This is a genomic window from Phormidium yuhuli AB48 (genome assembly GCF_023983615.1).
GTDB lineage: Bacteria > Cyanobacteriota > Cyanobacteriia > Cyanobacteriales > Geitlerinemataceae > Sodalinema > Sodalinema yuhuli.
In genome coordinates, this window is the sequence record NZ_CP098611.1 from 3,976,278 (window position 1) to 3,989,862 (window position 13,585).

General features: G+C 53.9%; 10 protein-coding genes and 1 pseudogene. 2 read left to right on the forward strand and 9 right to left on the reverse strand.

Translation table 11 applies throughout. The features are described 5' to 3' along the window. Nucleotides 1-82 precede the first annotated feature (82 nt). The 6 genes and pseudogenes from NEA10_RS17045 to NEA10_RS17070 form a co-directional block, all read right to left on the reverse strand. Nucleotides 83-1,561, reverse strand: a complete 1,479-nt coding sequence (locus NEA10_RS17045) for a TIGR03985 family CRISPR-associated protein (RefSeq protein WP_252662550.1) — start codon at nt 1,559-1,561, stop codon at nt 83-85. A 74-nt stretch (nt 1,562-1,635) separates the two neighbouring features. Further along, on the reverse strand, nt 1,636-2,733 hold the full coding sequence (gene cheB, locus NEA10_RS17050; RefSeq protein ID WP_252662551.1) for a chemotaxis-specific protein-glutamate methyltransferase CheB: 1,098 nt from the start codon (nt 2,731-2,733) through the stop codon (nt 1,636-1,638). Between the two features lie 44 nt (nt 2,734-2,777). Continuing rightward, complete coding sequence (locus tag NEA10_RS17055) at nt 2,778-5,582, reverse strand: hybrid sensor histidine kinase/response regulator (protein WP_374111911.1); 2,805 nt, start codon at nt 5,580-5,582, stop codon at nt 2,778-2,780. A gap of 534 nt (nt 5,583-6,116) precedes the next feature. Next, nucleotides 6,117-6,404: pseudogene (locus tag NEA10_RS21130) on the reverse strand (Hpt domain-containing protein); the annotation flags it as partial. An 89-nt stretch (nt 6,405-6,493) separates the two neighbouring features. Continuing rightward, nucleotides 6,494-7,570 (reverse strand): coiled-coil domain-containing protein, encoded by a 1,077-nt coding sequence (locus NEA10_RS17065; protein ID WP_252662552.1) that lies wholly within the window; start codon nt 7,568-7,570, stop codon nt 6,494-6,496. A gap of 65 nt (nt 7,571-7,635) precedes the next feature. Next, nucleotides 7,636-8,592 (reverse strand): hypothetical protein, encoded by a 957-nt coding sequence (locus NEA10_RS17070; protein ID WP_252662553.1) that lies wholly within the window; start codon nt 8,590-8,592, stop codon nt 7,636-7,638. A 269-nt stretch (nt 8,593-8,861) separates the two neighbouring features. On the opposite strand from NEA10_RS17070, the gene NEA10_RS17075 reads away from it, so the two are divergent. Both NEA10_RS17075 and NEA10_RS17080 read left to right on the forward strand, forming a co-directional pair. Then, on the forward strand, nt 8,862-9,209 hold the full coding sequence (locus tag NEA10_RS17075) for a helix-turn-helix domain-containing protein (RefSeq protein WP_252662554.1): 348 nt from the start codon (nt 8,862-8,864) through the stop codon (nt 9,207-9,209). 6 nt (nt 9,210-9,215) lie between these two features. After that, nucleotides 9,216-9,998: a sulfite exporter TauE/SafE family protein gene (locus NEA10_RS17080; protein WP_252662555.1), complete on the forward strand. Its 783-nt coding sequence runs from the start codon at nt 9,216-9,218 to the stop codon at nt 9,996-9,998. 167 nt (nt 9,999-10,165) lie between these two features. On the opposite strand, the gene pheS is transcribed toward NEA10_RS17080, so the two are convergent. From pheS to NEA10_RS17095, 3 genes are all read right to left on the reverse strand, one after another. Next, entirely contained in the window at nt 10,166-11,170 is a 1,005-nt protein-coding gene (gene pheS, locus NEA10_RS17085) for a phenylalanine--tRNA ligase subunit alpha (protein WP_252662556.1), read from the reverse strand. A gap of 177 nt (nt 11,171-11,347) precedes the next feature. Then, nucleotides 11,348-12,187, reverse strand: coding sequence for a pentapeptide repeat-containing protein (locus tag NEA10_RS17090; protein ID WP_252662557.1), 840 nt, complete (start codon nt 12,185-12,187; stop codon nt 11,348-11,350). A gap of 89 nt (nt 12,188-12,276) precedes the next feature. Next, entirely contained in the window at nt 12,277-13,473 is a 1,197-nt protein-coding gene (locus tag NEA10_RS17095) for a glycosyltransferase (RefSeq protein ID WP_252662558.1), read from the reverse strand. Between the last annotated feature and the right edge of the window lie 112 nt (nt 13,474-13,585).

A 13,585-nucleotide genomic window follows, 5' to 3' on the forward strand; every position in this document is an offset into this window, starting at 1 on the left:
GGTGCGTTCCGGCAAGTTTTAACCGAGTCGTCGAAGCCCAACATCAAACCATGCCGGGACGCACCCTACCCCGATTGCTTTCTTAACCAAAATACCAACCATACTCCTGCTTCACCTCCTGGGCCATCTCATCCCGTAATACTCCCGGACATAACACCTCCCCCAAGGGTCGCCAGGCCCGGAGCCGCATCTGCACGTTGATATCCCCGTGACGGTATAAGGCCTGATAATAGGCATCCTCGGGGGAGCGCGATCGCCACAGTTTCAATAAGGACTCCCGATACTCCGGCTCAGCAGACTGTCGAATCCGTCGTTCTACCATCTCATAGGGAATCTGCTCAAAGGTTTCATGACGAAACGTGCCGGCAATATAGCCCTCATGAAACTCCCGCTCAAAGCGCAACAGCAACAAGCGCGCTGGTAAATAAAAATCAAAGCCCCAAACCGACTCCATCTCCTCACGAATCTCATCCGGCATCGGCAGACGCTGTTCCTGATAGCGTTGATGGAGAAAAAAGGGCAACTCCTCACTCTCCCAACTCAACGGCTCTAAATCCTCAATATGGTCCAAGCGGAAGTTATACCAGCGTCCCTGTCGAGTTGGTGTTTGCCCGAACCCACAGAGATAAATCGATCGCCGCACATAATAACAACAAACCGGATAGACCACACAAAACCGCGAAACCCGCATCCGGGAACTGCGATACAACAGCCGCACCGGGGGAACCGGAGACTGTTGCCAGAGTTGATAGAACGCCTCCTGCCAATCCTCCACCCGGTCAATCTGGCCCTTGCACACCACATAATCCACATGAACCAGAAACCGCTGCACCCCCGCCACCGGCTTCCCATAGCGTTGCGCCAAACTGCCAAAATCCAAATTCCCAAACAGCACCTCCGGCCGACCTAGCAGCGGCGGTTTTGTCGGAGACTCCTGACCCCTCACCGGCTTGGCCACCACCGGTTCCCGCACCCATTGAGGTAACTCCTTAAGGGGAGCAAACTTATGACCCTGACGGGCCAACAACCCTAACTCCACCAATAAGCGTAAATCATCCGCCAGCGATCGCCGCGTCACCCCAAACAACCGCTGTTCCAGACGCTCCTGCCACTCCTGCCGCTCTACCCCCAACTCAGCACAGACCGCCTCAATCCAGGCCGCCATCCCCTCCTGGCCCACCACCGACAGCACCCAATCATAACCACGACGGGCACAAAGACAGCGGGAATTGTGAAGTGGAGGAATCTCCTCCCCCTTAGGATGATCCGGGGTAAAAAAGGCATCCCGCCATTGAGCATAACTAAACAACTCAGGAACCGGTTCCTGACCCTGATTCCAGAACGAGCCATAGCCAGGACAATACAACAGATGTAACCAAACCCATAACCGTAGCGATCGCAATCCATGCTGACAAAACACCCCCCGCGTCAACCGCTGCAACAACAGAGGCGACGGATAGAGCACCCCCAACCCAGCCTCCTCTGCCAATGGTCGTGTCTGAGGCGACGTCAGAGACCGTCGCCGCTGACTAGAAAGAGGAAGCCGTTTCTGGGGAACCATCAATTAAACCTTACCGTATTTCGGAATTAGCCGCTTCCAATTATTGACCATAAACAGCCAGAACGCAACCCCAGTCAGCCCACAAATAGCCGTTTGAGCAGCACCGGAGCAATCTCCGGCAACGGCAGTACATACCGAGCCGCCCCCAGAGCGATCGCCTCCTTCGGCATCCCAAACACCACCGACGTCGCCTCATCCTGAGCGATGGTCACCCCACCCGCCTGAGAAATCGCCTGCATCCCCAAGGCCCCATCCTTACCCATCCCCGTCAAGAGAATCCCGACACAACGCCGTCCATACACCTGAGCCACCGACTCAAACGTCACCGTCACCGACGGACGATGACCCGAAAACGGTGGCAGAGGGGCGCTCGCAAACACCCCCGGACGACTAAACGTCAAATGCTCATCCTCCGGCGGGAAATAAATCACCCCCGCCTCCGCCCGCATCCCCGGCTGAGCAATCCGCACCGGAACCCGACATTCCGTATCCAGCCAATTCACCAACCCCGTCAAAAAGCCCCGACTAATATGTTGCACACAAACAATCGGCACCGGAAACCCCACAGGAATCTCCCGTAAAATCTCTTGTAATGCCTGGGGCCCCCCCGTCGAAGCCCCAATCGTCACCAACTCATAGGTTCGCTGTCGTACCGCTGGGGCGATCGGCGGCAAGGAAGACTGTCCTAACCCAACCGATTTAGAACGAGCTGTCACAGGCTGGCTCGTCCCACGTCTTAAATCCCTCCCCTGACGACGATGGGTAAACACCGCCACACCAGACAAGACACGAATTTTAGTAATCAACTCCAGTTGCAAATCCTGCCAATCCCTCATCCCCCCATCAATCGGTTTCGGCAACACATCCACCGCCCCCGCCTTCAATACCCGAAACACATTCTGAGTATCCTCCGCCTGCACCGACGCACTCAAAATCAAAATGGGCCGAGGCATCGTTGCCATAATCTCCTGAGTCAGTTCCAAACCATTCATCTGCGGCATATGAAAATCCGTACAAACAACGTCCGGCAAGACCTGGGGGAGCATCTTCAACGCCTCCTTCCCATTACCAGCCATCCCCACCAACTCAACATCTGGACAGCTTGCCAACATCCGCCGCAGAATCACTTGCACTACGGGGGAATCCTCAGCAATAAGAACACGAATGGGCATCAGATTTGTAATAAGAATCCTAATGGGTTTCCAGGGTAATCCCTCTAGATTAACCGCTGTAGGGTTTCTACTAACACATCTTGATTAAAACTACTTTTAGTGATATAGGCGTTCGCCCCCGCCTCTGCCCCCCGTCGACGATCCTCATCCGTCGCCAGAGACGTCACCAAAATAATCGGCAATTCACTATAATCCGGATGAGTGCGAATGCGAGCCGTCAACTCCAACCCATCCAAATTCGGCATTTGAATATCCGAAACCACCGCATCAAACCGACCCGCCCGCAGTTTATTGTAACCATCCAACCCATCCACCGCCGTCACCACCTCATAGCCAGCTGCCTCCAAAATCCGTTTCTCCTGAGTCCGCGTTGTAATCGAATCCTCCACCAACAACAGCGTTTGTTTTACCGTCTCCTGGGTCAGCGTCTCCTGGGGCCCCGCAAACGACTCAGCCACTTGAGTTGTGGGACGGTGACCCCCCCGCACTGACTTAATAATATCCACCGGGTTTAGCACCATACAGACCTCCCCCGTTCCCAGAATCGTCGCTCCCGACACATTACGAACCCGCTTGAGGAGATTACTTTGGGGCTTGAGAATCGCGTCCTGCTCATCAATGAGGCGATCAACCAACACCCCCAACCCATCCTCACCCACCTTGAGCAGAATACAGGCCCAGGATTTCTGGGCCTCCTGTAGCTGCCGATCAATAGGTAACTCCAAAATATCCGCCAAATGCACCACCGAAACCGGCTGACTCTCATAGAGAATCGTCTCCCGACCCTCCAACGAAAAAATATCATCCGGGGCAATCATCACCGCCGTCTGCACAAACTCCACCGGCAGAGCATAGGATTGGCGAGGTAGAGTCTTGCCCGTCGCCTCATGATAAATATGTTGCACCTCCAATAACAACACATGAGCCGTCGCCAAGGTCGTTCCTAATTGCAGAGACATCGAGCAGCCTTGTCCTGGCTTTGACACCACCTGAACCGACCCCTTCAACCGTTCCACATTAGCCCGCACCACATCCAAGCCCACCCCCCGGCCTGAAACCTCAGTCACAAAACTGCGCGTCGAGAACCCGGGCATAAAAATCAGATTTTGAATTTGCCCCAGGGTCATCGCCTCAAGTTCCGTCGGGGAAACCACCTCATTTTTCAGAGCCGTTTTTTTAATCTTCTCCATCTCTAGCCCCCGGCCATCATCACTGACCTCAATGGCGATGGTATTGGCCGTTTGATAGCCCCGTAACGTAATCGTGGCCGTAGCGGGTTTGCCCCGCCGTTGCCGTTCCTCTGGGGATTCAATACCATGGTCGATCGCATTGCGGATAATATGAGTCAGCGGGTCCTTCATATCTTCCAAAATGCGCTTATCTGCCCGTGTGTCCCCGCCTATAATCTTCAGACGCACCTCCTTACCCTGCGATCGCGCCAAATCCCGAACCAATCTCGGATAGAGATTAAAAATCGTCGACAAGGGCAACAACCGTAACGTCCGCACCCCCTCTTCAATATCATCAGCCAACGTTTCCAAGCGGGCCGTATCCTCAGCAATGCCCGTCTGAAGACGATTTACCAGTTTCCCCAAGGTTTCCAAACGAGCCTGATTCTGTTCCTGAAAACGAGCAAAATTAAGCAACACCGAAGGACTTACCCCATTGAAGCGTCCCTCATCCCCAACTCGGCCATTCCCCATCTCACCCCCCATCCCCAAGGTAGCAATCTCCTGACGCTGCCTAATTTTTTGCAGTTCATCCTGTAACGGATGGTAGAGGGTCAACGACATATTCCCAGCCTCCCGGGCCCAGTCTTCCCAAAAGGCCACCACCTCCTCAATTTCCGAGAGTCGGTGAGCAATGCGAATCTTAGTCACCGTCAGCTCCCCAGCGGCCGTCATCAGAGCATCCAGATTCTGAGTATCCACCCGGATGGTATCAATACGATAGTTCCCCTCATGGGGCTGTGACCTGTCCCCCCCTTGAGATGGTTCCAAGGATGAGGAAGAGCGTTGAACCGGCGTTTCTCCCGGAGACTCACCCCGCAGCCTGGCCAAACTCTCCACCAGAGAAACCTGAGCTGGACAATTCGTCACCGTCTCTTGAACCAGTTGTTGCAACGTCTTAATCCCATCCCCGAGGCGATCGCACAGAGAAGCATCAAACAACTGTTTCCCCTCCTTAACAGGCAACAGTTGCTGTTCCCACTCATGGGCCAGTTGAGCCATATCCGTGATGCCCAACATCGCCGCATCCCCTTTAATACTGTGGATTTCCCGCAACAACTCATCAAATTTCCCCTCATCCTGGGGATGATGTTCCAAATACAACAGGCCCGCATCCAGTTTTTGCAAGTGATCCTCAGTAGCCACCTGGAAGGTCTGCCGTAACTCCTCGTCTTCAAGATAACGGCTCTCCGTTCCCGGAGGAACCGCCAAAGTCTCCGGAACTGAAGACTCCCGAGACTCATTGAGGCTCACCGCTTGGTCAATACATTGGCGAATCCGGTCTAGCCCTCGCAGCAACTCATCACAGCCTTCACCCGTTAAGTCCATCTCCCCCGATTTCACCGAGGCCAACGCCTGTTCCCAATCATGGGCCAGTTGCGCCACCGCCGTGACCCCGAGCATCCCCGCATCCCCTTTCAAACTATGGATTTCCCGGAGGATATCATCGAGTTGAACCCGATCGCCTGGGGACTGTTCCAAAGACAGCAAACCATCATAAAGCTTTTGCAGATGATCCTGACTGGCCAGTTGAAAGGTATGCCGTAGTTCCTCATCCTCAATGTAGTTAACAGACCTCAATTGAGGCCCCACGGAAACGGCCACCGGTGGAGTTAACATCCCAGGAGCGGAGGCTACGCCGGGCCGGAAATAGTCACGGATGGCATCGAGTCCCTCATAGAGGCGATCGGCCCCAGCGTCCAGACCGTCCTCCCCCTCCATCAGCTGAGCCAAGTCATGTTTCCACCCATTGATCCGACCCCGTAACCTCGGGTCATTCCCAGTCAGCTGTTCCAAGACCTCCAGATCCTTAAACAGACTGTCCAGGCGCTCCCGTTGACGCCCCTGTGCCCGGGCCTCGGGGTCTGCCACATCCTCTTCCAGGGCCACCAGTCCCAACTCCAGACGGCTCAACAGCTCATCGATTGCCCCATCATCCGACGTCGGTTCTAGAACAGGTTGGGGAACAGAAGGCGCAGGGGGTTCCTCGACCGCAGGAAGGCTCAGAGCGTCTGACCTCTGAGGGGTCTGCGCCACCTTAGGACTAGAACTAGAGGCTGTCTCCCCGGATCCCATCAGCTGCGCCAAAACATAAAAGGTTTGTACTCCCGAGGGTTCTCCAGTGATCGCCTCTTGAACCAATGCTTCCAATGCCCCTAAACCATCCCCAAGTCGTCGCTCTAAATCTTCATCAAACGCCGCCTTGCCCTTCTGCACCTGACTGAGCAGATGTTCCCATTGTTGGGTCAAGGTGGCAATATCTTTTAACCCCAACATCCCCGCATTCCCTTTGAGAGAATGACTTTCTCGGAGTAACCCATCCAGGAGGTCTTGGTCATCAGGGTTATCACGGAGCTGGGTGAGTCCTTCCCGAATCTTTCTTAAGCCATCTTCGCTGGCTTCTTGGAAGATTCCCCGAAGTTCTTCATCTTCAATTAACATGGTGTGAACGACTCCCCCATGACCGTTAAGTGGCGGACGGTCAATCAATTGACCGTCCCATCCACCTCTATCTTAACGGATACCGCTCCCTACTTGTTTCGCCCCAGAGTTTTAGCTTGTTCTAGAGCAATCTCTTTCACCGCCTCGATGGATTCACGGTTGGCGTTTCCTTCAATAGCTTTCACCGCTAACTCTTGCACCTGCTCTAGGGTCGCTTCAAGTTGCAGGGAGAGCGTCTGGAGTTGTTGTTGCCGATCGCCGATAGTTCGTTCTAAGCCCTCAATCCGTAATTCGTAGCCTTGTTTTTGCCCCTCAATCTCTTGCTGACGCAGCTCTAGGGCCGTTTTGACCTGATGCTGGGCGATCGCCTCTCCTTGACGTTTCCCGTTCTGGATTTGCTCCTCCCGCTGACGGGGGAACTCCTCAACCTTCTCGCTGAGATCTGCAAATTCCTGTTCCCGCTCAGCCAGAGCCGTCTCTTGGTTGTGCCACAACTGTTCCTGTGCCTCTCGCATCTCCCCTAAGTCTCGATAGTGCTGCTGCTGCTGTTGCTGATACTCCTCTTCTTGCACTTGCCGCTGTTGGGCTTGTTGATAGCGATAGTCTTGCTCCTCCCGCTGCCAGTTTTTTGCCAATGCTTGCTGCTCTTCCTGCCAACTCTGCTCCCAGTCCTCTTGTTCCTTGCGCCAGTCCCTTTGCCGTTGCTCTAACTCATCTTGAAGACGCTCTTGTTCCTGAGAAAAGTCATCGGCGAACTGTTTGGATTCCTCCAAATATGTATCAATCAACTGCCCCAATGTTGTGTCATCAATAGACTCAATTTCATACAACTCTTGTAACCGTCGTTGTTCATTTTGAATCGCCTCAGATATCTCAAAAAACTGACGAGATTCTTGAGTTAATGCCTGAGATAACTGATTCACAAAACTGCCAAATCGGACTTGAATCTGTTGCAGTTGATGTATCGGAGTTTCCGGCTCCTCAATGACCCCTGGGCTGCATCGTTGAACTGGGTCGGGCTGGGGCACAGGGGCTGGCTCAGGGATGGGCGATCGCCGGCTCTGTTTGAGTTCAGACTCAACCTGCTTTTTCTCCTGAACTAACGCCTCATAGGCGGCCAAAATCTCTGCCTTCGTACTGCGATTTGTCAATCGTTTGGCCATCATTCAACTCCTGATTTTTTTCAATGTTGATACAATTGGAACCTGGGATTAAAGAATTTCCCCAAGCATTAGCCAAAGGCTTGTACGGATAAAGCCCGAGCTTGGTCCCGCGCCGCTTGCAAGTGCTGACTCAGTTCCGCCAGTTGTGCATCATATTGTGCCAAACTTTCCTGCAAAGACCCCAGTTTTACCTCATAGCCCTGTTGTTGACCGTCCCAGGTTTTCTCTAGCAACTCCCGACGACTTCTAGACTGCTGATGAACCTCCCGGATTGCCTCGGTCTTAGCCTGGTTGAAGCTCTCCTGTAATGTAGTCTCCATCTGGGCAACTTGCTCACGGTAGGCGGTAATTTTCTCTTGATTAGCCATTAAAACCGCCTCTCGCGCCTCCCAGTCTTTCTGATGGTCATAACCCTGCTGGGACAACTGATGGTGTTGTTCTCGCAGAATGCGCCCATACTCGTCAGCATCCCGTTGTCGCCGTTGTTCCTGTTCATAGACCCCGTCGGCTTCCTGTTGCTGTCGCTGTTTTTGTCGCTGTTGGCGTTTCACCTCCCAGTCCTCTTGCTGCTGCTGTTGCTGCTGTTGCCACTGTTTGCGAGTCTGGTCTTGCTGACGTTCCAACTCCTCTGAGGCTTGGGCGATCGCATCCTGCAATTGTCGTTGTTTCTGGGCCTGTTCCCGCCGCAAGGAATACAAGCCATCGGCGACAATACCGATTTGATGCAGTTGCTGCTGTTGTTGTTGAGCCAGGCGGATGGCCTGTTGCAACTGTCCCTGTTTCTCCACCTCCCCTTCCAGGCGATCGCCCAACTGGCTCACCTGCATCTCAAACTCCAGTTGCAAGTCCGCTAACCCTCGCACAATAGCATCACTGGTATATCCCACCACCTGGGACATGAGTTGCTGATTCTGCTGCTGTTGCGCCTCCTCTTCCCGCGTCCTCACCTGATAGGACTGCTGTTGCTGGGCGCTGATAATCCTCTCCAATGCCTCAAGGCCCGCCTTCTTCACTGCGTCACTCATGGTCGCTCTTGGAACCTCACGATGGAATAAATTGTTATAGATGAATGGCTCAGGAAGGTCAGATTGGGCCTGAGGTCAAGCCTGAACCCAATCTGACTGAGTCTGCTGCGTCGCTCTCGTTCGCAACGTTGATTTTTAAATCAACTTAACTCTACTGTAGCCAACGTTGATTTTTTTGTCAAGCACTCGCTAAACTGTAAACAGGCCAACCCAGCCCGAGGGCGATCGCCCCATCGGGATCTCCTGCCCCTAGCCCCGAGGATCTAATTGTGGAAGCAAGCTTTGGACAAATCATTCGCAGCGCCCGCAAAGAACTAGGCTTATCCCAGCGGGGTCTAGCGCAACAACTGGAATTAGACTTTACCTATCTCTCCAAACTAGAGAATGATCGCGCCGACTATGCCGCCAAAGAAGAGGTGATCCGCGCGATCGCCCAATGCCTCAACCTCAACGCCGAAGAATTAGTCTTTCTAGCGGGGCGTACCCCACGCTGTTATGAACGCTTCCTGAAACAAAACGCCCAGGACTTACCGCCCCTATTTCGGCGAATGTCCGAGAATCCTGACTTTGCCGCCGAAGTTTTCCGCCAGGCCCGACAACCCCACCCCAAACCCTAACTAAACATGATGGCTGAAGCCTTACTGATTCTCCTGGGACTGTTCACCGGAGTTGCCTCAGGACTCTTAGGAATTGGCGGGGGTGCGCTTATGGTTCCCGGTTTACTGGCCTGGGGAGCGCCGATTCAACAAGCCGTTGCCACCAGTTTAGTCGCCGTCTTCATCAACGCCCTCTCGGGGAGTTTTCGTAACTGGCAAACCCGAGACCTCCATCCTCGGGGGTCTCTTGGTTTAGCCCTTGGGGGTATCAGTACAGCCCAACTGGGGGCCTGGCTTGCGGGTTGGCTACCGTCGTGGATCTTGGCGTTTAGTCTTGCAGGTTTGCAACTGGTCACGATCTATTTAATGGGGTTGCGTCGTCGCCTAGCCCAAAGTCAGTCGAGGTTAGACATTGCGGAACAGTCTCCCAAGCAGTTTTTTATGATCATGGTGGGGATTGGTTTGCTGGCTGGACTCTTATCGGGGTTATTTGGTGTGGGGGGTGGCGTGGTGATGGTTCCTCTACAGATGCTGTTGCTGGGGATTGGTATTAAGCAAGCGGTGCGAACCAGTTTGGGGGCTATTCTGTTGATTTCCCTTTCGGGTTTATGGCGGCATACCCTCCAGGGCAATGTGTTATGGGCGGCTGGGGGGTTATTGTCTCTGGGGGGCGTCTTGGGGGCGCAACTGGGCAGTCGCACGTTGCCCAAGTTGCCTGAACGGCAGGTGAATCGACTTTTTCGTTTGTTGCTGTTGCTGATGGCGACCTATACGGTGATACGGGGGGTGGAGAGTTTGTCACGGAGTTAGGGAATCTACCCCTGCGGGGAGGACCCACCCCGCCCTGACGGGCACCCCTCCCTGGAGGGGAGAAGTGGGACGGCTGTGGGGGGAGAATGGCTACGCTTAGTACCAGCCTGGTAGAGGACCAAGACTCCCTGGAGGGGAGAAGTGGGACGGCTGTGGGGGGAGTTGTGTTAGTTGAACTGATTGAGGAAGCGTAGGTCGCTGTTGTAGAGGCGACGAATATCGTCCATTTGGTGCAGAACCATGGCAAAACGTTCCACACCGAAACCGGCGGCAAAGCCGGTATAGCGTTCACTGTCGTAGCCAACGGCTTCTAGGACATTGGGGTCGACCGTTCCGCAGCCGAGGACTTCGAGCCAGTCGCCTTTCCATTTCACATCCACCTCGGCACTGGGTTCAGTGAAGGGGAAATAACTGGGGCGAAAACGGATGTCTACATCGCCAAAAATTTGGCGCACAAACTCGCGGATTGTGCCTTTTAAGTCTGTGAAGGTTAACCCTTCATCTACCGCCAACAGCTCAATTTGATGGAATACCGCCGAGTGGGTGGCATCCACGGTGTCGCGACGATAGACTCGTCCCGGGGCGACGACGCGGATGGGGGGCTGTTGCTGTTCCATGTAGCGGATTTGCACTGAGGAGGTATGAGTCCGCAGTAGGCGATCGCCCGGCAAGTAGAAGGTATCCTGCATATCCCGGGCGGGGTGGTCCGCTGGAGTATTCAGAGCCTCGAAGTTATAGTAGTCTGTTTCAATCTCTGGACCCGTAGCGACGGTATAACCCAGTCCCACGAAGATATCGAGAATGCGATCGATGGTGCTATTGAGGGGATGGCGACGGCCTTGGGGAACCACGACCGCCGGCATGGTGACATCTAGAGTTTCCGAGGCCAAGCGGGCCGCGATCGCGGTCTGTTGGAGCTGTTCTTTTTTCTGACTCAGCGCCGTTTCCAGTGCGGTTTTCACCTCATTGGCCAGTTTCCCCACCTTAGGGCGATCGCTCGGGTCAAGTTTGCCCATACCCCCCAAGATTTTCGAGACCTTGCCCTTTTTACCCAAATAGCCCACCCGCAGAGACTCAAGCTGCTCTAAACTATCAGCAGCGTTAATCTCCTCGCTTGCAATGCTTTGGAGTTCAGTGAGTTGGGTTTCTAAATTGTTAGATGTTGTGGTCATATTTTTGCCTATTGCCTCTTGCCTCTTTCCTTCCCCTCCTGGGAGGGGTTAAGGGGTGGGTTATCCCTGTTGCCTGTTGCCTATTGCCTCTTTCCTTCCCCTCCTGGGAGGGGTTAAGGGGTGGGTTATCCCTGTTTATTGCCTATTGCCTGTTGCCTATTGCCTGTTCCCTGTTCCCTACCCATGCCGGGTTCCATCAGGGAGAATAGCGCCGTGGAGGTTGGCAGCTGTCATGTGAGCGCCCCATAAATCTGCCCCAGTGAGGTTAGCGTAACTTAAATCGGCACTGGTTAAATCAGCCATCTTCAAATCAGCTTGAGTTAAATCAGCATTGCTGAGATTGGCACCGTAGAGATTGGCTTGATCTAACTTCGTGCCTTTTAGGGATGCTCCAGAAAGATTGACTTCCGTGAGGTTGGCGCCACTTAGAATTGAACAGCTCATATTGGCTTTTTGTAGATTCGCCCCCTCAAAAGAGACTCCTGCCATGTTCGCATAACTCAAGTTCGCTTCCTCGAAATAGGCGCGGATGAGTTCCACCCCGAGCCAACTGGCCCCTCGTAAATCCGCCCCTCGTAAATCAGCATCATGGAGTTTCACCTGATCCAGTTTCACTTGCCGGAAGTTAGCTCCCCGTAAACTGGCTTCACAGAGATTTGCTCCTTCGAGGTTCACTTCCCGAAAGTCTGATTCATATAAGTCGGCCCCTTTCAAACAGGCGTGCCGTAAATCGACACGATACAAGTCTGCCGATCGCATTTCAACTTGAGTCAAATCAGCACCATACAGGCTAGCACCCACTAAGGATGTGCCATTGAGACGGGCCCCAGTTAAATCGGTTTTCGATAAATCCGCGCCGCGCAAATCGGCATCGGCTAAGGAGGCGCCGCTGAGAATGGCATCTTTCAAGCAGATCTGATAGAGATCAGCTCGACTTAGGGAAATGCGTCGTAAATCAACGCCACTAAAATCGCGAACCCCTGTGCCATAGCGATTTAATAGTTCAGCCGCGTCCATAACCTTCTCATAACAACGGTGTTCTGGCACTTTGCCAGCACAGATCATCTTATCCTGTTTAGGCAGTTGGGGATAGGGCGGTGCTGGCTTTAGGTGCTGCCATTACCCCGATACACTCGACCTTTCCAAGCGCCTCCCCGTCCCAACCCATGGCGCAGGGCGGAATCTAAGGTCATTAGGCTATACAGGGCGGCAATCAGGGGCAAAATGAGTCCTAGGAAAGGGGGTTGTTGATAGAAGTGCAGGGTGGGGAGTAGGGAAAATGCCATTAAGAACCAGGTGGCGAAACCGATAAAGGCGATAAAAGATTCATGATTCTGGATGCCCCAAATTAGAGCGATGGGAGGGACGAAATAGGTCACCCCCATGGCCACGAGAGTAAATAGGAGCAGCAGGGGGGAGTAGTTGAGTTGGGTGTAGGCGGTGCGGGCGACCATCCCCCAGATACTCCAGAGGGAAGGATAGGGGCGTAAACTGATGGTTTTTTGGCTTAAGCCTAACCAAATGCCATGATACTCCTGACCTTGACCCCGTTTGACGGCTTGGGCCAGGGCGCAGTCATCAATGAGGGTTTCTTTGATGGCGGCCAGTCCGCCAATGCGGTCTAGGGCCTGACGACGGATGAGAATACAGCCTCCGGCGGCGGCGGCGGTGGCGTTTTGAGGGGTATTCACCCAGTCGAAGGGGTAGAGTTTCTGAAAGAAATAGATAAATGGGGGGATGAGCAGTCGTTCCCAGAAACTTTGACAGCGCAGTTTGACCATCAAGGAGACGAGATCTAGGCTGTCTCGTTCAGCTTTGAAGAGTAGTTGTTCTAGGTTTTGCGGGTGGTGTTGGATGTCAGCATCGGTGAGGAGGTAATAGTCAGCGCTATAGCGTTCTCCATGGCGTATGCCTTGGTCCATGGCCCAGAGTTTACCGCTCCAACCGGGGGGCAGGGGATCGGCAGTGATAATGTCGAGTTGGGGTAGGGTAAGGTTGAGTTCTTCTCCTAGGGCGTTGATGTCGGCGGCGATCGCCCGGGCCACATCGGCGGTTCCGTCGTCGCTGCGATCATCGACGAGAATCACCTGTAATTGGCTGATGTTTTCTTGGAGGAGGAGCGATCGCAGGGTTTTGGGTAATAACTCAGCTTCGTTACGGGCGGGGATGATGGCACAGACGCTGGGTAGGGTGTCGAAGTTGGGGGGAACGGGAGACAGTTGGATGTGCGATCGCCAAAATTGCCCGCGAAAGGCCAGGAGAGTGATCCAAATGCTGAGGGAGAGTAGGGTGAGAATGAGCATGGGAGAGGGGGGAGGGGGAGAGGGGAACCACAGAGTCACAAAGGACACAGAGGGGGAGGAGGAGGAGAATTGTAGGGGCGAAAAAAATTTACCCCCTACTTATGTGACCATC